This is a genomic window from Allobosea sp., assembly GCF_035999205.1.
GTDB lineage: Bacteria > Pseudomonadota > Alphaproteobacteria > Rhizobiales > Beijerinckiaceae > Allobosea.
The window spans coordinates 16544-36079 of sequence record NZ_DASYHA010000012.1 but is presented as its reverse complement, the minus strand read 5'-3'; the positions used below and the strand labels follow the sequence as shown (position 1 = coordinate 36079).

The following is a 19536-nucleotide window of genomic DNA, read 5'->3' as shown; positions in this document are numbered from 1 at the left end:
CGACGCCTCGCGACAGCCCCCTTGGTCGGGTGGAGCGAGGCGAGATTAGGCACGGCGCGATAGCGCGGGGATAAGTTTTTGCCGGATCCGCGACGCACCTCCCCGCGACCGCGACACCTTGACCGGGATCGCGCCGTGCCGCCGAGGAAAACGCCGCAAGCCCTACACCTTGCGGCTGCTGCCGCCCTTCATCTCCGGATCGTGGCGGTGGTGGCTGTCGCGCTCGCCGCCGCCGCCCGAGATGCGCGAACGCTTGCGGCCATCCTCCTCCGCCGCGAACGCCTTCAGTGCGAGCGGCGCCTTCGCGTTCTCATGCGAGGAGCCCGGCCCGCCGTGGCGGATGGTCTGGGGTGCCTTGGTCGATGTCGACATGCAACCCTCCGTTCAGCGATCCTGCTGATGGCCCTGATGGGTCGTGTTGATCCGGGTATTGGCCTGCTGGCCCTTGTTCGCCGGATCGGCGTTATGGCGCTCGCTGTGTTGGGCGGGGTTCGCAGCCTGCCTGGCATGGTCCGGCTCGCCCGGCCCCATCGGGCTGCGATTGGCGGGCGGGATCGGCGGGTGCTTGCTCATGGCACACTCCTTCAATGATCGCCCCGCCTATACAACGCCCGGAGGCCGCGATGGTTCGGGCGGGCCGCGATGATTGAGGCGCGCAACTGACGCATGGCATAAGCGCCGCCGAAGGAGACCGCATGCAGATCCGAGCAGAAGAGCCGGGCGACGTCGACGCCATCCGCACCCTGACCACGGAGGCCTTCGCGACGGCGCCGCACAGCAGCGGCACCGAAGCCGGCATCGTCGATGGCTTGCGCGCGGTCGGCGCGCTGACGCTCTCGCTCGTTGCCGTCGAAGATGGAGAGATCGTCGGCCATGTCGCCTTCTCGCCGGTGACGATCGACGGGGCAGAGCGCGGCTGGTTCGGGCTCGGGCCGGTCTCGGTGCGGCCGGGCCGGCAGCGCGGCGGCATCGGCTCGGGCCTGATCCGCGAGGGGCTGCGGCGCCTGCGCGAGCGCGGCGCCGGCGGCTGCGTCCTGCTCGGCGCCCCCGCCTATTACGGCCGCTTCGGCTTCGCGGCCGATCCGGCGCTCGTGCTGGAGGACGTGCCGCCGGACTACTTCATGCGCCTCGCCTTCGGCGGGGAGGTGCCGGCCGGCACGGTGCGCTATCACGCGGCTTTCGACGGCGCCTGAGGCTCAGACCGAGCAGGCTGCCGAACCGCAACGCCTTTTTGTCTGCGAAGCGCCAGATGAGGGCCGGCCTCTCACGCCGCAGGCTCGACGGCTCCGCTGCGGCTTGACGATCGGCGGCAGTCCCTCTCCACGTCGAGAGCCCGGTTCGCGCGCCGTGCGCGCGACCTACCTCCGCCCCCGCCGCTCCCCCGCCCCCTTCGGTCGCGACTCCGGCCGCGGCCCCATCTCGTCGAGCGTCGGCTTCTTCGGCCGCGCCACGCGCGCGACCGGCTTGCCCTCGCCGCCGCCCCAGTTATGCGGGCCCATGTCCTCGTCGGTCGGCTTGCGGGCGCGGGTGGGCGGCAGGTTGGCGCTCGCGCCGTAGGACCGCTCGCCCTTGTATTTCCCGGCCGAGGCCTCGACATCGCCCTGGCGGGCGAGCGGGTCGTCGCTGATCGCCAGTTCCGTCGCCTGCAGGCGCTTGATCTCGTCGCGCAGCTTCGCGGCTGTCTCGAATTCGAGATCGGCGGCGGCCTCGCGCATGCGCTTTTCGAGATCGGCCAGCGCCGCCTTGAAATTGTGGCCCGAGGCCGGCGTGGCTAGCCCGGTATCGACCGTGACGTGGTCGCGCTCATAGACCGAGCCGAGGATGTCACCGATGTTCTTCTTCACCGTCTGCGGCGTGATGCCGTGCTCGGTGTTGTAGGCCATCTGCTTCTCGCGCCGGCGTGTGGTCTCGGCCAGCGCCCGCTCCATCGAGCCGGTGACATGGTCGGCATAGAGGATGACCTTGCCGTCGACGTTTCGGGCGGCGCGGCCGATGGTCTGGATCAGCGAGGTCTCCGAGCGCAGAAACCCCTCCTTGTCGGCGTCGAGAATGGCGACGAAGCCACATTCCGGGATGTCGAGGCCCTCGCGCAGCAGGTTGATGCCGACCAGCACGTCGAAGGCGCCGAGGCGCAGGTCTCTGAGTATCTCGATGCGCTCGATCGTGTCGATGTCCGAGTGCATGTAGCGCACGCGCACTCCGTTCTCGTGCAGGTACTCGGTGAGATCCTCGGCCATGCGCTTGGTCAGCACGGTGACGAGGGTGCGATAGCCCTTCTCGGTGACCTCCTTGACCTCATCCAGGAGGTCCGCGACCTGGTGCTTGGCCGGACGGACCTCGACCGGCGGGTCGATCAGCCCGGTCGGGCGGATGACCTGCTCGGTGAAGACTCCGCCGGTCTGCTCCATCTCCCAGCCGCCGGGGGTGGCCGAGACATGCACGGACTGGGGCCGCATCGCGTCCCATTCCTCGAAGCGCAGCGGCCGGTTGTCCATGCAGGAGGGCAGGCGGAAGCCGTATTCGGCCAGCGTCGCCTTGCGGCGGAAGTCGCCGCGATACATGCCGCCGATCTGCGGCACCGTGACATGGCTCTCGTCGGTGAAGACGAGGGCGTTGTCGGGCAGGTATTCGAACAGCGTCGGCGGCGGCTCGCCCGGGCGGCGGCCGGTGAGATAGCGCGAATAGTTCTCGATGCCGTTGCAGGAGCCGGTGGCCTCGATCATCTCGATGTCGAAGGTGCAGCGCTGGTCGAGCCGCTGCGCCTCGAGATAGCGCCCCATCCGGTTGAGCTCCTCGAGCCGCTCGCGCAGCTCCTGCTTGATCGACTTCACCGCCTGGGTCAGCGTCGGGCGCGGCGTGGTGTAGTGCGAATTGCCGTAGACCTTGACGAACTCCAGCTCGGCCGTCTTCTGCCCGGTCAGCGGGTCGAATTCGTGGATGGTCTCGACCTCGTCGCCGAACAGCCCGATGCGCCAGGCGCGGTCCTCATAGTGGGCGGGGAACAGCTCGATATTGTCGCCACGGACGCGGAATGTGCCGCGGGTGAAGTCGTGCTGGGTGCGCTTGTATTGCAGCGCCACCAGATCGGCGATGAGCTGGCGCTGCTCGACGCGCTCGCCCAGCTTGATGCCGAAGGTCATCGCCGTATAGGTCTCGACCGAGCCGATACCGTAGATGCAGGAAACCGAGGCCACGATGATGACGTCGTCCCGCTCCAAGAGCGAGCGCGTCGCCGAATGGCGCATCCGGTCGATCTGCTCGTTGATCGAGGATTCCTTCTCGATATAGGTGTCCGAGCGCGGGACGTAGGCCTCCGGCTGGTAGTAGTCGTAATAGGAGACGAAGTACTCGACCGCGTTGTCGGGGAAAAAGCTCTTGAACTCGCCATAGAGCTGCGCCGCCAGCGTCTTGTTCGGCGCCAGGATCAGCGCCGGGCGCTGCGTGCGCTCGATCACCTGCGCCATGGTGAAGGTCTTGCCCGAGCCGGTGACGCCGAGCAGCACCTGGTCCCGCTCCTGCCGCGAAATGCCGTCGACGAGATCGGCAATCGCGGTCGGCTGGTCGCCCGAGGGCTGGAACTCGGACTGCATCTTGAACCGGATGCCGCCTTCCGACTTGTCCGGCCGCTCGGGCCGATGCGGCGTCCAGGGCTTGCCGGGCGTGATGAAGGGGCTGCCTGTCTCCAGCAGATGCTGCAGCGAGGTCGCGGTCGCCGCCGCCGCGCCCTCGGCGCCGATGAAGGCGGAATCGGCCTTCTTCGAGAGCTTCTTCTTCGGCTTGCCGTCACCGGGCCGTGCCTCGGCCTCGTAGCCAGCCTGCGGCTGGTCGCTGAAGCCCGAGGCGCCGCCGGGCACGGCATTGCCGCGATTGATCGCCGGGTTGAGCAGATCGGCGAGATAGCCCTCCAGCGGCTTCAGCTCCGGCTTGGTCGCCTTGGAGTTCGGCGTACGCGCGGAGGACGGCTTCTTGGCGGGCTTCGCCTTCGCGGCGTCGGTTGTGTCGGAGGTTTTGGCCATCGCCGCAATATGGGGCGGATGCCGCCTCCGCGCGAGAGGGCCGGACGCATTGCCGGGCTGATTGGTGACAGGAGTTGACAGGAGGAAGATCGCTGGCCCGCGAGGCAGGTCTCGACCTCGGCGCGTCGCCGGACGAGCTCAGCTCGGAAGCGTCACTGCAGCCGGTCGAGCTCGCTATGCGACTTCAGCGCGTAACCGCCGCGCGCCAGTGTCACCAGATAGGCCGGCTTCTGCGGCGAGGCATTGCGGCGCACGCGCGTGCCTTTGATCGTGCGGCTGACGGGGGACGTGAAAACCTGTTCGACGCGGCCTTTTGCACGGTGCGCGCCCCAGGCCCAGGTGACGGCCGTGCCGGGCTTGAGTGGTTCGGTCATGCGTTGCCTCCGCTCACTCTGCGGAGGCAACGAGGCAGGGCGGAATTGGTTCAGTCCGCCCCGCACCCTCCCGGGTCAGTAGCGGGTCTTTTCCGGCATCTTGCGGTATTCGAGCCAGACCTGCTGCGCGTCGCTCTGCATCAGCTGCTCGACCGGCACCGTCCGCTCGGGATAGGGCCGCTTGGTGTCCTGGTTGATGTTCGAGTCGTCGAACAGATCGGCATAATCCGTCCAGGCAGCGGCATAGTAGATCCGGCTGACCCGGGCCCAATAGGCCGTCGCGTAGCACATCGGGCAGGGCTCGCAGCTGGTGAACAGCGTGGCGCCGCGCAGGTTGGGCTGCCCGATCTTCTTGCAGGCCATCCGGATCGCATTGACCTCGGCATGGGCCGAGGGGTCGTTGTCGCGCAGGACACTGTTGCCGGAGGCGGCGAGCACCTCGCCGTCACGGACGACGACCGCACCGAACGGGCCACCAGTCTTGTCGATCACGCCGGCCTGTCGCATCAGCTGGATCGCCTGGCTCATATGCTGCCGGTCGCGGTCGGTCACCGGTGTGGGCGCCTTGCTCTGCGCCTCGGCAGCCGTCGTTCCGGCTCCCACGATCGCAGCGGAAACGATCCCTGCCCCGGCGGTCAGGAAACGGCGCCGCGGCACCACACCGACGGATGAAAAAAGCGCGTCCAGGGACGCTACGCTCGAAGACGGTTCCATCAATCCCCCAATCGCGCCAAGCGCGCATTGCCCGCAGCGGTGCTCGCACCAAACCCTTGCAATCGCCAGCCTTTTCCGCGTCGATGGTTAGCTCGGACTTTACGAACGGGGAGGATCGAACGCCCGGACTTGCCGGCAGGTTTCAGCCGTTGCGATCCAGCCAGGAGTGGATTCCTGCCGCAGCGGCAACGCCCGTCGCGAAACAGCCCTGCAGAAGATAGCCGCCGGTCGGGGCTTCCCAGTCCAGCATCTCGCCCGCGACGAAGACACCGGGGAGACGCTTCAGCATGAAATCCGCGCCGATCTCGGAGGCGAGGATGCCGCCAGCCGTCGAGATGGCGCGGGCGATCGGCATCTGGCCGAGAAGCCGCAAGGGCGCCGACTTGATCGCCGCCGCCAGCGCCTGCGGCGCCTCGTCCAGCGTCGCACCGGCGCTGTCGCGGAGCACCGCGACCGCCGCGGGCGAAAGACCGCCCGCCTTGCGCAGATGGTTGCTGAGCGTCTCGCCCTTGCGGCGCTTGCCGAGCTTCTCCGCCAGCCGGGCCGGGTCGAGGTCCGGCCGCAGGTCGATCGTGATGTCGGCGTAGCCCACGCGCTCGATCGCTTCGCGCAGCGGCCCGGAGAGCGCGTAGACCGCGCCGCCTTCGATGCCGGCCAGATCGAGCATCGCCTCACCGGCAACCTCCTGCCCTTCGAAGCGGATCACGATCCGCTTCAAGGGCGCGCCGGCGAAACGCTCGCGCAGCTGTGGCGACCAGCTCACGGCGAAGCCGGCATTGGCCGGCCGCAACGGCGCGAGGCCAATGCCCCTGCCCGCCAGCAGCGGCACCCAGCCGCCATCCGAGCCCAGCCGCGACCAGCTCGCGCCGCCGAGCGCCAGCAAGGTCGCATCGGGCGTGGTGGTCAAGATGCCGCCGTCGCGCCCCGTGAAGGTCAGCGCACCATCCGGCGCCCAGCCGGTCCAGAGCCGGCCGGTCTCGAGCCTGACGCCCATGCCGCCAAGCCGCCCGACCCAGGCGCGCAGCAGCGGCGAGGCCTTCATCGCCTTCGGGAAGACACGCCCGCTGGAACCGACGAAGGTCTCGGCGCCGAGCCCATCGGCCCAGTCCCGTAGCTCCTGCGGCGGGAAGGCGCGGATCGCGGGTTCGAGCCAGTCCCGAGCGGCGCCGTAGCGGCCGAGAAAGGCATCCAGCGGCTCCGAATGGGTCAGGTTCAGCCCGCCACGCCCGGCCAGCAGGAATTTGCGCGCCGGCGACGGCATCCGCTCATGGATCGTGACGCGATGCCCGGCCTGCGCCAGCCGCTCGGCCGCGATCAGCCCGGCCGGGCCCGCGCCTATGATGGCGATATCGCGCGAGGGCATGCTTCTTTCTCCGGCACCATGCCATAACGGCTCTGGCGCTTACCCGTCATTGCGCGCGGAGCGAAGCAATCCACCGCTCGGGCGCGGCCATTCCCGGATTGCTTCGCTTCGCCCGCAATGACGGCATAGACTGTCACGGCCGCAATCGTAACCCTCGCAGCCGGAGTCCAGCCCGCCCATGCCGACCATCGCCGCCTATATCGGCGCCGCCTTCTTCGAAATCGCCGGCTGCTTCGCCTTCTGGGGCTGGCTCCGGCTCGGCAAGCCGATCTGGTGGCTGATCCCCGGGATGGTCTCGCTCGCGCTCTTCGCCTGGCTGCTGACGCTCGTCGAAAGCGATGCGGCGGGCCGGGCCTATGCCGCCTATGGCGGCGTCTATGTCGCCGCCTCGCTGGCCTGGCTCTGGGCGGCGGAGGGCTTCCGGCCGGATCGCTGGGACCTGATCGGCGGGACGATCTGCCTGGCAGGGGCGGCGGTGATCATCGCCGGGCCACGGTAACGGTGCAGGGCGTCGCGCTGCTTTCGGCGTCGCCCGCCCGATCGTGTGTTCCGGGCTCGCGTCTTCGCCGCGGCCCGGAATGACAGGAGCGCGGTCAAGCCCGCGCGAAGGTCTCGTCGAAGGCATAGCCGGCGCCGCGCACCGTGCGCAGCGGGTCCTTGGCATCGCCGGGAGTGATCGCCTTGCGCAGGCGCCCGACATGCACGTCGACAGTGCGCTCGTCGATATAGACGTCGCGACCCCAGACCGCGTCGAGCAGCTGCGCGCGCGAATAGACGCGGCCCGGCGCCTGCATCAGGAATTCCAGCAGGCGGAATTCGGTCGGGCCGAGGTGCAGCTCCTCGCCGGAACGGCGCACACGGCGCGTCGTCCGGTCGAGTTCGAGGTCGCCCGCGGTGAGCAGGCCCGCGACATGGCCGGGCTTCGCCCGGCGCAGCAGCGCCTGGATGCGCGCGATCAGCTCGGGCAGGGAGAACGGCTTGACGACATAGTCATCGGCGCCGGTGGCGAGCCCGCGCACCCGCTCGGTTTCCTCGCCGCGCGCGGTCAGCATGATGATCGGCACGCGCTCGGTGTCGCGCCGCGCCCGCAGGCGCCGGCAGAGTTCGATGCCGGAGAGCCCGGGCAGCATCCAGTCGAGCAGGACGAGGTCCGGAGTCGAGTCGCGCAGGTGAAGCTCGGCATCGTCACCGCGCGCGACGCTGTCGACCTCGAAGCCCTCGGCCTCGAGGTTGTAGCGCAGCAGCAGCGTCAGCGGCTCTTCGTCCTCGACGATCAGGATGCGTGCGGGCATGGCGCGTTTCCGTTGATGACATTCAGCCGACGCACACCGTCATGGCCAGACAAGCCCGGCCATGACGACGAGGCGGCGGGTATTCTTCAGTTCCCCGTCACCGCTTCGACGCTGATGTCGGTGGTGTCGAGCTTCGGACGGTTCAGGTCGAGCGACTCGCCGGTGACGAGATAATGGATCGTCTCGGCGATGTTGGTGGTGTGGTCGCCGATGCGCTCGATGTTCTTGGCGCAGAACAGGAGATGCGTGCAGAAGGTGATGTTGCGCGGATCCTCCATCATGTAGGTCAGGAGTTCGCGGAACAGCGAGGTGTAGAGCGCGTCGATCTCGCCATCGCGATGCCAGACCTCCATGGCCTTCTGCTCGTTGCTCGCGGCATAGGCGTCGAGCACGTCCTTGAGCTGGGCCTGGACGAGCCGGCTCATATGCTCGAGCCCGACCACGGCCCGGTGCGGCGGCTGGAACTGGCCGGAGATCGCGACGGCGCGCTTGGCGATGTTCTTGGCGAGATCGCCGACACGCTCGATATCGGAGGCGAGGCGGATCGCCGAGATCAGCTCGCGCAGGTCCTGGGCGAGTGGCTGGCGGCGCGCGATGGTCAGCACCGCGCGCTCCTCGACATCGCGCTGCAGGTTGTCGAGGCGCTGGTCGGCGCTGATCACCTTCTGGGCGAGCGTGGTGTCGCGGCGCACCAGCGCCACGGTGGAGTCCCCGAGCATGCGCTCGGACATGCCGCCCATCTCGGCGAGGCTGCGGCGCAGCGCCTCGAGTTCGGCGTCGTAGGAGCGGACGATATGGTCGGTCATCGGCGTTAGTCCCTGTGCAGCGCGTGCGGTTCAGCCGAAGCGGCCGGTGACGTAGTCCTGCGTCTGCTTCTTGTTCGGGTTCATGAAGATCGTGTTGGTCGGCGCGAACTCGATGACCTCGCCCAGATACATGAAGGCGGTGTACTGCGAGATGCGTGCCGCCTGCTGCATGTTGTGGGTGACGATGACGATGGTGAAGTCGGTCTTGAGCTGCTCCAGCAGGTCTTCGATCTTGCCCGTCGAGATCGGGTCGAGCGCCGAGGTCGGCTCGTCGAACAGGATCACCTCCGGACGCTGCGCGATGGTGCGCGCGATGCACAGGCGCTGCTGCTGGCCGCCGGAAAGCCCCATGCCGGAGCTCTTCAGCTTGTCCTTGACCTCGTCCCACAGGGCCGAACGGCGCAGCGCCGCCTCGACGCGGTCGTCGAGCTCGGATTTCGGCGGCTTCTCGTAGAGGCGGATGCCGAAGGCGACGTTGTCATAGATCGACATCGGGAACGGCGTCGGCTTCTGGAAGACCATGCCGACGCGCGAGCGCAGCTCGTTCACGTCGATGTCGCTCGAGATGACGTTACGCCCGTCGAGCAGGATCTCACCGGTGGCGCGCTGCTCCGGATAGAGCGAGTAGATCCGGTTGAAGATGCGCAGCAGCGTGGACTTGCCGCAGCCCGACGGGCCGATCAGCGCGGTGACGTGCCGATCGCGGAAGTCGAGATTGATGTTCTTCAGCGCCTTGTGCTCGCCATAGTAGAAATCGAGGTTCTTCACCGCGATCCGGACGGGGGCGTCGGCATCGAGCGTCTGCGGGCTCAGTTCCAGCGTCGAAAGCATCGACATTTTCCTTCAGATCGAACGCGACGAGGGTTCAGTTTGGCCGTTCACGTGAGGGCGATCACTTCGAGCCGCGCACGATGCGGCGGGCAATGATCGAGAGCAGCAGGATCGACATGGTGATCACCAGCGAGCCGGCCCAGGCGAGCTGCTGCCAGTTCTCGTAAGGAGCCGAGGCGAACTGGTAGATCGTCACCGGCAGGTTGGAGACGCCGCCGACCAGCGTCGGCGAAAACCAGAAGTTGTTGTTCAGCGCCGTGAAGATCAGCGGCGCGGTCTCACCGGCGATGCGGGCGAGCGCCAGCAGGATGCCCGTGACCATGCCGGCCTTGGCGGCACGCCAGGTCACCGAGGTGATCACCACGGAGGGCGGTGCGCCCAGTGCGGCGCCCGCCTCGCGCAGCGGGCCGGGCACGAGGTTCAGCATGTCCTCGGTCGTCCGCACGATCACCGGGATCGCGATGATGCCGAGCGCCACACCGCCGGCCCAGCCGGAATAGCCGCGGAACGGCTCGACCAGGATCACATAGACGAACAGACCGATCAGGATCGACGGCGCCGAGAGCAGGATGTCGTTGATGAAGCGGATCAGGTTGGCGAGAGGCGACTTGCGGCCATACTCGGCAAGCCAGGTGCCGGCGAGCACACCGATCGGCGTTGCGATCAGAATGCCGAGGAAGGTCAGCACGATCGATCCGACGATGGCGTTGGCAAGACCGCCGCCCTCGGTCCCGGGACCGGGCGTGACCTGCGTGAAGGTGGCGAGCGAGAGCCCGCCCAGCCCCTTCACGATCAGCATGCCGAGGATCCAGAACAGCACGAAGATGGCGAGGAAGGTGAAGCCGGTCGCGATCACCTTCATGGCGCGGTCGGCTGTCCGGCGACCGGAGCGGACCCGCCCCCATTCGGCGTGGGGCAGAGACTTGGGCATCGAAGAACCGGGCGTTGCGCTCGTCATGGTCATGGGTCGGGCTTTCGCTCAGTAGCGCTTCACACGCGAGACCAGCAGGCGCGCGATGACGAGGACGACGAAGGTGACGAAGAACAGGATGCAGCCGAGCGCGATCAGCGCGTTGAGCTGCAGGCCCATGGCCTCGTTGAACTCATTGGCGATGCGCGAGGCGATGGTCGAGCCGGGATCGAGGATCGAGGCCGATAGCCGGTTTGCATTGCCGACGACGAAGGTCACCGCCATGGTCTCGCCGAGCGCGCGGCCGAGCCCCAGCATGATCGCGCCGATGATCGAAACGCCGGCCTGCGGCACCAGCACATGGCGCACGACCTCCCAGGTCGTCGCGCCGATGCCATAGGCGCTCTCGCGCAGCACCGAGGGGATCTGCTCCAGCATATCGCGCGTGATCGAGGCGATGAAGGGGATGATCATGAAGGCCAGGATGATGCCGGCCGTGAAGATCCCAAGGCCCGAGGGCGAACGCGAATAGAGCACCGTGCCGACGATCGGCATGCCCTCGACCACGTTCGAGAGCGGGATCTGGACATAGGCCGCGAAGAGCGGCACGAACACGAACAGCCCCCACATGCCGTAGATGATCGAGGGCACCGCGGCGAGCAGCTCGATCGCGGTCGAAACCGGCCGCTTGAACCACGGCGGCGCGAGCTGCGTCAGGTAGACGGCGATGCCGAGCGAAAGCGGCACACCGATCACGAGTGCGATCAGCGCCGTCGAGATCGTGCCGACGATCGCCGGCCAGGCGCCATACTGGTCGTTCTGAGTGTCCCAGACGCTGGAGGTGACGAAGCCCAGGCCGAATTCGCGGAAAGCCGGCCAGCCTCCGATCACCATCGAGAGCATGATGCCGGCGAGCAGCACCAGAACGAGCAGCGCTGCCAGGAAACTGGCGTTGCGGAACACGACGTCGAAGGTCGCCTTCGGGGTCCTGCGCGTCGCGGGCGCGGAAGGCATGCTGGTCATCTCGGTCACGGCGGTCATCCGTGGAAGCTCCGGTTTCGTTGCCGATGACGCCCGCGGACCGTTCGGTCGGCCCGGGGGCGGCCTCGGCCCTCATCCTGAAGGGCGCCGGTGGCGCACCTCAGGATGAAGGCCTGTTAGGCGGGTTGGATGGGCGAGGCGGAAACCCGCCTCGCCCGTTTCGGTCCCGATCAGAAGATCGGCTTGCCCGCCGGGTCGGTGACGCCCTTCCAGGCGTTGCGAACCTGATCCTTGACGTTGGCCGGCAGCGGCACGTAGTCGAGGTCGAGGGCGAGCTGGTCACCGCTCTTGTAGGCCCAGTCGACGAACTTCAGGGCAGCCTGAACCTCTTCCGGCTTCTCCGGCTTGGCATGGACCAGCAGGAAGGTGGCCGAGGTGATCGGCCAGGCCTGGGCGCCCTTCTGGTTGTTCAGCGAGATGCCGAAGCCGGGAGCCTCGTTCCAGTTGGCGTTGGCGGCGGCGGCCTGGAAGGACTTGTCGTCCGGAGCCGGGAAGTTGCCTTCGGCGTTCTTCACCAGCGCATGGGCGAGCTTGTTCTGCTTGGCATAGGCGTATTCGACATAGCCGATCGAGTTGGCGACCTGCTTCACCGAAGCCGAGACACCCTCATTGCCCTTGCCGCCGATACCGACCGGCCACTGCACGGCGGTGTTGGTGCCGATCTTCGACTTCCAGTCCGCCGAGACCTTGGAGAGGTAGTCGGTGAACACGAAGGTCGTGCCCGATCCGTCCGAACGGTAGACCGGGTTGATGTTGGCGTCGGGCAGGGTCAGGCCGGCGTTGATCGCGGTGATCTTCGGGTCGTTCCACTTCTTGATGGTGCCCAGATAGATCTCGGCGATGATCTCGCCCGAGAGCTTGAGCTTACCGGGCTCGACGCCGGCGATGTTCACGGCCGGGACGACGCCGCCCATGACGGTCGGGAACTGGATCAGGCCGTCCTTGGTCAGGTCTTCGCCCTTGAGCGGGGCGTCGGTGGCGCCGAAGGCGACCGTCTTGGCCTTGATCTGGCGGATGCCGCCACCCGAGCCGATCGACTGATAGTTGAGACCGACATTGGTCTCCTTCTTATAGGCCTCAGCCCATTTGGCGTAGATCGGGAAGGGGAAGGTCGCGCCCGCGCCGGTGATGTCGGCGGCCTGAGCCACGCCAGACAGACCGATCGAAGCGGCCGCGAGAATGAGAAGTTTGCGCATGAGATGTCCTCTCTGGATCGCACGTTTAGCGGCCCGTTCAGAACACCCTCTGCATGACAGCTTCATGACAATCCGTCACGCATTCTGTCACAAAGCATTTGTTAAGCCTTTCTCGGCGGCGCCCCATAGCGCGGCAGCACGGCGCGGAAGGTCGCCCCCTGCCCGAGTGCGCTCTCGATCGTCAGGCGCCCGCGATGGCGCAGGACGATATGCTTGACGATCGCCAGGCCGAGCCCCGTGCCGCCCGCCTCCCGGCTGGCATTGGTGTCGACGCGGTAGAAGCGCTCTGTCAGCCGCGGCAGGTGCTCCGGTGCGATCCCTGGCCCGTCATCCTTCACCCCGACATTCGCCTCGAGCGGACCGTCCTCGACATCGATCACGACCTCGCCGCCGCGCTTGCCGTATTTGATCGCGTTCTCGACGAGATTCTCCATGAGCCGCAGCAGCTCGTCCCGATCGCCCGCGACTTGCACCGGTTCGGCCGGCACGCGCAGCGTCAGTGTCACCTCGCGCTCGCGGGCCATCAAGGTCAGCGAATCGACGATCTCGCGCGAGATGCCGACGAGATCGACCGGGTTTTCCGGCGCCAGATGGGCGCGCAGCTCGATCCGCGACAGCGAGAGCAGGTCGTCGACGAGGCGCGCCATGCGCAGCCCCTGCTCACGCATGATCGCGAGGAAGCGGTCGCGCGCGCCAGCATCGTTGCGCGCCGGCCCCTGCAGCGTCTCGACGAAGCCGAGCAGCGAGGCCAGGGGCGTGCGCAGCTCATGGCTGGCATTGGCGACGAAATCGACGCGCATCCGTTCGGTGACGCGCTGCTCGCTCAGATCCTCGAAGGTCAGCAGAACCGGCCGACGCCAGCCTGTCGTCTCCAGCGCCGCGATGTGGATCCGGAAAGTGCGCTCGACCGGGACACGCTCGACGAGTTCGATGACCTGCCGGCCGCCCTGGCGGCCGACGCCGTCGATCGCCTCGATCAGATCGGGATCGCGCATCACCAGCGTCAGCTGTTGCCCGACCTCCAGCGCCGGCATCAGCCCCCGCATCGCCGGGCTCAGGACCTGGGCGACGCCGTGAACGTCGAGCAGGACGACAGCCGAGCCCATTGCCTCGACCATGGCATGCGTCGCGGGGGCAGCGGGATCGACGGCAGCAGGCATGCAGGAAACCTCGGCGCGCTGCGCCACACCGACCGGTCGGCCGGAAGCGCGGGCCGCCCTTCCTGATCGCAAGCCCGGCGCGCGTCAATTCCCTTCGGCCGAACCGCGGTCTAGGCTGGCGCCCACCCATGAGGACCGATGCGATGTCGAAGAAGGCTTCCGAGAGCCGTGCGAAGGGAGCGATCCGGCTCGTCTCCGAAACGGACACACAGGTGCCTCCGCTGGCCAGGACGGGGAAGCCGCCAAAGGCGGCAGCCCCGAAAGGTTTCGATATCGAGGCCGAAGAACTGCCCGACGCGATCGTCGACGCCGCCTTCCGCAGCGGCGACTACCCTTATGGCAAGCGCATGAAGCGCAAGCGCTACAACAGGGAATTGCAGGCACTGCAGATCGAGCTGCAGAAGCTCGCCAGCTGGGCGAAAAAGACCGGAGAGCGCATCGTCATCGTCTTCGAGGGCCGCGACGGCGCCGGAAAGGGCGGCACGATCGGCCGCTTCACCCAGCATCTCAACCCGCGCCAGGCCCGCGTCGTCGCCCTGGCCAAGCCCTCCGACACCGAGGCCGGGCAGTGGTATTTCCAGCGTTACGCCGCGCAGATGCCGACAGCGGGCGAGATCGTCTTCTTCGACCGCTCCTGGTACAACCGCGCCGGCGTCGAGCGCGTGATGGGCTTCTGCACGCCGCAGCAGACGCAAACCCTGCTGCATGAGGCACCGGCCTTCGAGGGCATGCTGGTGCGCGACGGTATCCGGCTGATCAAGTTCTTCATCACCATCGGCCCGGAAATGCAGATGCTGCGGCTGCATGCCCGCTGGCATGACCCGCTCAAGCGCTGGAAGCTGTCGCCGATCGACTTCGAGGCGATCCCGCGCTTCGGCGCCTATTCGGATGCCTTCGACGAGATGCTGGCCCGCAGCAGCACGGAATGGGCGCCTTGGCATGTCATTCGTGGCAACGACAAGCTGCGGGCGCGGCTGAGCGCGATCCGCCACGTCCTCCTCGCCATCCCCTATGACGGCAAGGACGAGGCCGCGATCGGCGAGTGCGACCGCAAGATCGTCGTCGAGGTCGACAAATACCTGCACAAGGGCGGCGAGAACGGGAACAGCTGAGCGCCGCCGCGCTCAGCGCCCCATCACCAGGTTCGGCAGCCAGGTCGTCAGCGGCGGCCAGAGCGTGATCGCGACCAGCACCGCCAGCAGCGGCAGGAGCCACGGCACGATCGCCCGCGACATCGCCTCGAAGCTTATATTGGCGATCTTCGAGGTGATGAACAGCACCACCCCGACGGGCGGCGTGATCGTCCCGATCATCAGGTTGAGCACGAAGATCAGCCCGAACTGGATCGGGTCGATGCCGAACTGGCTGGCCGCCGGCGTCAGGATCGGGATCAGGATCAGCATGGCGGCGAGCGCCTCCATGAAGCATCCGACGAAGAGCAGCAGCAGGTTGACGATCAGCAGGAACATCAGCGGGCTGCCGGCGAGATCGACCAGCATCGGGCCGACCACCTGCGGGATGCGCGAGATCGACAGGCACCAGCCCAGTGCCGCCGCGGTCATCACCAGCGCCAGCACGACGCCGGTCGTCTCGACCGTCTGGACGACGAGTGCCGGCAGATCATCCAGCGAGAAGCTGCGATAGACGAAGAGCCCGAGCACCAGCGCATAGGCCGTGGCGACGGCCGCCGCCTCCGTCGGTGTGAAGATGCCGGCCATCATCCCGCCGAACAGGATGACCGGCGTCATCAGCGCCCAATGCGCTTCCTTGTAGGCGACCCAGAGCTGCGCCGCGCCGGGGAACGGATGACGCGGCAGGTCGCGCTTCTTCGCGACATGGACGACCATGGCCATCAAGGCGCCTGCCATGAGCAGGCCAGGGATGACGCCGGCCAGGAACAGGCCGCCGATCGAGACGTCGGCGGAGACGCCATAGATCACCATCGGCAGCGAGGGCGGGATGATCGGGCCGATCGTCGCCGACGCCGCGGTGATCGCGGCCGCCGTCTCGGCATCGTAGCCCTCGTCCTGCATCGCCTTGATCTCGAGCGTGCCGACGCCGCCGGCGTCCGCCACCGCCGAGCCGGACATGCCGGCGAAGATCACGCTGGCCAGGATGTTGGCGTGGCACAGGCCCCCGCGCAGCCAGCCCACGCAAGCCGTGGCGAAGGCGAAGATCCGGTCGGTGATCCCCGCCGAGTTCATGATGTTGCCCATCAGGATGAAGAGCGGCGCCGCCAGCAGGGGGAAGGAATTGGCGGATTGCGCGATCTTCTGCGGCACGATGCCGAGCGGGAACCCACCCAGGAAGGCGAAAGCGACCGCAGCCAGCCCCATCGAGACGAAGAGCGGCACGCCGATCAGGAGTGCCGCGAACCAGAACGGCAGGATCTGCAGCATGATCGCGGTCATAGCGGCTGGCTCCCGGGTTCCGGCGCGGAGAACTTGCGGCCCGCGAGCACATCGGCGATCTCGGCCACCGCCTGCAGGATCAGCGCGAGGCCGGCCAGCGGCATGACGATGTAGAGCGCCGCGGTTGAAATCGGCAGCGCAATCGACTCGACGTCCCAGTTGCGCTCGATCAGGCCGAAGGAATAGCGGATCAGCACAGCCGCGAAGGCGATGATCGCAAGCTGCGTGACGATCTCGAGGACTCTCCCGGCGCTCTCCGGCAGCATGTCGGCGAAGACGGTGATGCGGATATGCGAGCGCCGCCGCGCCGCAAGGATCCAGCCGACGAAGCCGGCCCAGACCAGCAGGTACTGCGCGAGTTCGTCGGTCCAGGCCAGTGGCGCGTTGAGCTGACGCGAGAGCACGCCGAGCAGCACCGCCGCCAGCAGCGCCAGCAGCAGCGCCACGGCCGACCAGCGCACGATGCGATCGGAAAGGTGGAGAAGGGATTTCATCGGCGTCCGTCCGAGAGGCGCGGGGAATCCCTCTCCTGTCAGGAGAGGGGTAGGGGTGAGGTGTCGGCCGATCGACCAGTCGAGCACCAGTTGTCGGGAAGCGACGGTGAGTTCACGGCCACGGCGTCCAATGGCCCTCCCCTCACCCTGCCGTCTCCCTATGGGAGAGGGTTCCCCGCGCCCGTTTGACGAAGCGTGCGGCGCTCAAAGCGCCGCGAGCGCGTCCCAGGTACCCTTGCCCCATTTGCTCTCGAACTGCTTCGGCAGGCTGGCGAGCACGGGCTTGGAGAAGCTCTCGAGATCGGGCTCTGTCACGGTCATGCCGGCGCCCTTCAGCGTCGCGACGAGGCTGCCTTCCTGGCTGGCGAGCTCGGCGTCCTGCCAGGCAACGCCGTCGGCAATGGCGGCCTCCAGCAGGCTGCGATCGGCGTCCTTCAGCCCCTTCCAGAAATCAGTGTTCACGATGACGAGGCGCGGCGTGATGATGTGGCCGGTCAGGATCAGGTGCTTCTGCACCTCCTGCAGCTTGGCGCTGTGGATCGTCGGCAGCGGATTCTCCTGGCCGTCGACCGCGCCCTGGCTCAGCGCCAGATAGAGCTCGTTGAAGTTGACCGGCGTCGCCTTGGCGCCCCAGGCCTCGACCATGGCGCGGAAGGTGTCGACCGGCGGCACGCGCAGCTTGAGGCCGGCGACGTCGGCGGCGCTCTTCACGGCCTTCGAGCCGGTGGTGAGATGGCGCTTGCCGTAATAGGTGACGGCGGCCATGCGCATGCCGCGCTTCTTCTCCAGCTCCGCGTTCATCTGCGCGAAGACGGGCGCCTTGGCGACCTTCGACATATGGGCGGCGTCGCGCCAGAGATAGGGTGCCTCGACCACCGAGAGCTGCGGCAGGAAGGCGCCGAGCGCGGCCGCGCCATCGGTCGTCATGGTCAGCGCGCCGGATGCGACCGATTCCATCATATCCTTGCCGGAGCCGAGCTGCCCGGCCGGGAAGGCCTGGATGTCGACGCGGCCCGAGGTCTTCTCCTTCACCTGCTTGGCGATGCGCTCGACCATCTGCACCTGCGGATGGGTCGCCGGCAGCATCTCGCCCCAGCGCAAGACGGTCGCCTGCGCGCGCAGGATCGTCGGCATGAACACGGCCGAGCCCGCGGCGGCGGACGCGGCCAGAAATTCGCGTTTGGTCAGCTTGGTCATGGTCGTTTCCCTCCAGGGTACGGCCGGTTTGCCCGGCTCGTTGAATGTCTGCGGGTGATGTTGGGTTTCAGGCCTCGTCAGTAGTTCATCGCCCGCGTGCGGGCGTTGCCGATATGCATGCTCATCGCTTCGGCGGCCCGCACCGGGTCGCGTGCCTCGATCGCCGAAATGATCTTCAGATGGTCCTGCATCACCGGCACGATGATGCTGTTGTGGATGCGCGTCTCGTATTGCCGGATCAGCCTGATCTTCAGCCAGGTGACGCGGAAAGCCTTCGAGACGATGTCGTTGTCGAGATGGTCGATGATCGCCTCATGCATCAGCCGGTCGACATCCTCGGCCTCCTCGATCAGCGTCGGATCGCCGCCGGCCTCGGCCCGGGCGATGATCGCCTCGTGCCGGGCGCGCTGCTCTGCGATCTCTGCATCGCTCGCATTCGCGGCATAGAGCGCCGTCGCCTCCTTCTCCAGGAAGAGCCGGAACTGGAAGGCGTTGCGGATCAGGTTGAGATCGACATGGGCGACCTGCATGCCGCGCTGCGGCACGGTCTTGATCAACCCCTCGGCCTCGAGCCGCGGGATCAGCTCCCGGATCGCGCCGAGCGGCAGGCCCGTCAATGCAACGAGCTCGCGCTGGGTCACGAACTGCCCGGGCTTGATCTCGCGCGCCAGCAGCCGCTAGGTGAAAGAGGCATAGGCGCGCTCCCTCAGCTTCAGCGGCTCGCCTTCGCGCGGATCCTGCTCGGGCTGGTTCAAGACGTCGTCTCCTTTCAGGCGACCTGCTCAGGCGGCCTTGGCCTGCGTGATCCGGTCGAAGGCCGCGAAGAGCCGCTGGCGCGTGCCCTCGTCCAGCGCCTCCAGCGGCGCGCGCATCGCCCCAAAGCCCGCGTCGCCATGCAAATGCCCGACCAGCGCCTTCACCGCCGGCAGCACCGGATGCGAGCAAATCTCGTCGACCAGTGCGTTCACGACCGGGCTGTCGGTGCCCTCATAGACCATCGGCCGCAGCAGATGCGGCACCAGATTGGCGACACCGCAGATCGTGCCCTGCGCGCCGTTGCGCACCGCCTTGGCGAGCTGGCGCTCGTCGCCGACCAGGATGGCGAGCTCGCCATGCGCCTTCAGCAGCGCCTCGGTGTTGGCGTAGCTGCCGGACGAATCCTTCACCCCGACGACGATCCCGGGAAACGCCGTCTTCAGCCGCTGGACCAGGCCGACGCTGATATCGACGGCCGTGACCGACGGGATGTGGTAGAGCACGACATTGCGGACCGAGCCGCCGAGCTTCTCGAAGAACTGCGAGAACCAGCGATAGAGCCCCTCGTCGCTGACGCCCTTGAAATAGAAGGGCGGCGCGACCAGCAGCCCCTTGGCGCCGGCATCGAGCGCAAGCCGTCCCTGTTCCACCGCCTCATGCAGCGAGGAGGCGGCGACGCCGGCATAGATCTGGCTGGCCGGATCGATCCCGGCGCCGATCAGCGCGCCCATCATCGCGCCCCGCGCCGGCAGCCCGAGCGCCGCGCCTTCGCCGGTCGTGCCGTAGAGGGTGACGCTGTCGCAGCCCTGCGCCAGCACATGGCGCGCATGCTTGACGAGCCGCGGCAGGTCGACGCCGCCGCCCTCCCGCATCGGGGTGGTGATGGCGCAGGAAAGGCCGAAGCGATTGCGATCGAGGGGCATGGGAACAGTCTTTCAGGACAGTGAGGCGTTGAGCGAGGGGGATACTGACATG

21 protein-coding genes are annotated in these 19536 nt (G+C 67.5%); 3 read left to right on the top strand and 18 right to left on the bottom strand.

Translation table 11 applies throughout. The features are described 5' to 3' along the window. Nucleotides 1–162 precede the first annotated feature (162 nt). Nucleotides 163–372, bottom strand: a complete 210-nt coding sequence (locus tag VGN82_RS02880) for a hypothetical protein (protein ID WP_327525480.1) — start codon at nt 370–372, stop codon at nt 163–165. Nucleotides 373–384: 12 nt separating this feature from the next. After that, a complete protein-coding gene (locus tag VGN82_RS02875; protein ID WP_327525479.1) occupies nt 385–573 on the bottom strand; it encodes a hypothetical protein in 189 nt (62 codons plus the stop codon). A 122-nt stretch (nt 574–695) separates the two neighbouring features. Here VGN82_RS02875 and VGN82_RS02870 point away from each other — a divergent pair, with 122 nt between their 5' ends. Further along, complete coding sequence (locus tag VGN82_RS02870; protein WP_327525478.1) at nt 696–1193, top strand: GNAT family N-acetyltransferase; 498 nt, start codon at nt 696–698, stop codon at nt 1191–1193. Between the two features lie 165 nt (nt 1194–1358). Here VGN82_RS02870 and uvrB read toward each other — a convergent pair whose 3' ends face one another. The 4 genes from uvrB to VGN82_RS02850 form a co-directional block, all read right to left on the bottom strand. Beyond that, the gene (uvrB, locus tag VGN82_RS02865) at nt 1359–4016 is read right to left on the bottom strand and encodes an excinuclease ABC subunit UvrB (protein ID WP_327525477.1); all 2658 of its coding nucleotides are present in this window, start codon (nt 4014–4016) and stop codon (nt 1359–1361) included. A 152-nt stretch (nt 4017–4168) separates the two neighbouring features. Next, on the bottom strand, nt 4169–4390 hold the full coding sequence (locus VGN82_RS02860) for a hypervirulence associated TUDOR domain-containing protein (RefSeq protein ID WP_327525476.1): 222 nt from the start codon (nt 4388–4390) through the stop codon (nt 4169–4171). A 75-nt stretch (nt 4391–4465) separates the two neighbouring features. Then, a complete protein-coding gene (locus VGN82_RS02855) occupies nt 4466–5047 on the bottom strand; it encodes a nucleoside deaminase (RefSeq protein WP_327525475.1) in 582 nt (193 codons plus the stop codon). Between the two features lie 199 nt (nt 5048–5246). Continuing rightward, nucleotides 5247–6467, bottom strand: a complete 1221-nt coding sequence (locus tag VGN82_RS02850; protein WP_327525474.1) for a TIGR03862 family flavoprotein — start codon at nt 6465–6467, stop codon at nt 5247–5249. 178 nt (nt 6468–6645) lie between these two features. Here VGN82_RS02850 and VGN82_RS02845 point away from each other — a divergent pair, with 178 nt between their 5' ends. Continuing rightward, nucleotides 6646–6966, top strand: a complete 321-nt coding sequence (locus VGN82_RS02845; RefSeq protein ID WP_327525473.1) for a YnfA family protein — start codon at nt 6646–6648, stop codon at nt 6964–6966. A 94-nt stretch (nt 6967–7060) separates the two neighbouring features. On the opposite strand, the gene phoB is transcribed toward VGN82_RS02845, so the two are convergent. The 7 genes from phoB to VGN82_RS02810 form a co-directional block, all read right to left on the bottom strand. Next, a complete protein-coding gene (gene phoB, locus VGN82_RS02840) occupies nt 7061–7759 on the bottom strand; it encodes a phosphate regulon transcriptional regulator PhoB (RefSeq protein WP_327525472.1) in 699 nt (232 codons plus the stop codon). An 86-nt stretch (nt 7760–7845) separates the two neighbouring features. Next, nucleotides 7846–8565, bottom strand: coding sequence for a phosphate signaling complex protein PhoU (gene phoU / locus VGN82_RS02835; protein ID WP_327525471.1), 720 nt, complete (start codon nt 8563–8565; stop codon nt 7846–7848). Nucleotides 8566–8595: 30 nt separating this feature from the next. Then, nucleotides 8596–9402: a phosphate ABC transporter ATP-binding protein PstB gene (pstB, locus tag VGN82_RS02830; protein WP_327525470.1), complete on the bottom strand. Its 807-nt coding sequence runs from the start codon at nt 9400–9402 to the stop codon at nt 8596–8598. Between the two features lie 55 nt (nt 9403–9457). Next, the gene (gene pstA / locus VGN82_RS02825) at nt 9458–10258 is read right to left on the bottom strand and encodes a phosphate ABC transporter permease PstA (protein WP_414644186.1); all 801 of its coding nucleotides are present in this window, start codon (nt 10256–10258) and stop codon (nt 9458–9460) included. A 117-nt stretch (nt 10259–10375) separates the two neighbouring features. After that, on the bottom strand, nt 10376–11347 hold the full coding sequence (pstC, locus tag VGN82_RS02820) for a phosphate ABC transporter permease subunit PstC (protein WP_327525469.1): 972 nt from the start codon (nt 11345–11347) through the stop codon (nt 10376–10378). Between the two features lie 170 nt (nt 11348–11517). Continuing rightward, nucleotides 11518–12543, bottom strand: a complete 1026-nt coding sequence (gene pstS, locus VGN82_RS02815) for a phosphate ABC transporter substrate-binding protein PstS (RefSeq protein ID WP_327525468.1) — start codon at nt 12541–12543, stop codon at nt 11518–11520. A 101-nt stretch (nt 12544–12644) separates the two neighbouring features. Continuing rightward, on the bottom strand, nt 12645–13703 hold the full coding sequence (locus tag VGN82_RS02810) for an ATP-binding protein (protein ID WP_327525467.1): 1059 nt from the start codon (nt 13701–13703) through the stop codon (nt 12645–12647). A 143-nt stretch (nt 13704–13846) separates the two neighbouring features. Between VGN82_RS02810 and ppk2 the strand changes: the two genes are divergently transcribed. After that, nucleotides 13847–14815 carry a polyphosphate kinase 2 gene (ppk2, locus tag VGN82_RS02805; protein WP_327525466.1) on the top strand — a complete coding sequence of 323 codons (969 nt, stop codon included), beginning with the start codon at nt 13847–13849 and terminating at the stop codon, nt 14813–14815. Nucleotides 14816–14827: 12 nt separating this feature from the next. On the opposite strand, the gene VGN82_RS02800 is transcribed toward ppk2, so the two are convergent. The 5 genes from VGN82_RS02800 to VGN82_RS02780 all read right to left on the bottom strand — a co-directional run bounded on the left by VGN82_RS02800 (nt 14828) and on the right by VGN82_RS02780 (nt 19484). Continuing rightward, nucleotides 14828–16114 (bottom strand): TRAP transporter large permease, encoded by a 1287-nt coding sequence (locus VGN82_RS02800; RefSeq protein ID WP_327525465.1) that lies wholly within the window; start codon nt 16112–16114, stop codon nt 14828–14830. Continuing rightward, a complete protein-coding gene (locus VGN82_RS02795; protein ID WP_327525464.1) occupies nt 16111–16608 on the bottom strand; it encodes a TRAP transporter small permease in 498 nt (165 codons plus the stop codon). The genes VGN82_RS02800 and VGN82_RS02795 overlap by 4 nt, the downstream gene beginning before the upstream one ends. 204 nt (nt 16609–16812) lie before the next feature. Continuing rightward, nucleotides 16813–17805, bottom strand: coding sequence for a sialic acid TRAP transporter substrate-binding protein SiaP (locus tag VGN82_RS02790; RefSeq protein ID WP_327525463.1), 993 nt, complete (start codon nt 17803–17805; stop codon nt 16813–16815). Nucleotides 17806–17882: 77 nt separating this feature from the next. Next, a complete protein-coding gene (locus VGN82_RS02785; protein ID WP_327525462.1) occupies nt 17883–18446 on the bottom strand; it encodes a GntR family transcriptional regulator in 564 nt (187 codons plus the stop codon). Nucleotides 18447–18587: 141 nt separating this feature from the next. Then, nucleotides 18588–19484, bottom strand: a complete 897-nt coding sequence (locus VGN82_RS02780; protein WP_327525461.1) for a dihydrodipicolinate synthase family protein — start codon at nt 19482–19484, stop codon at nt 18588–18590. Nucleotides 19485–19536: the final 52 nt, after the last annotated feature.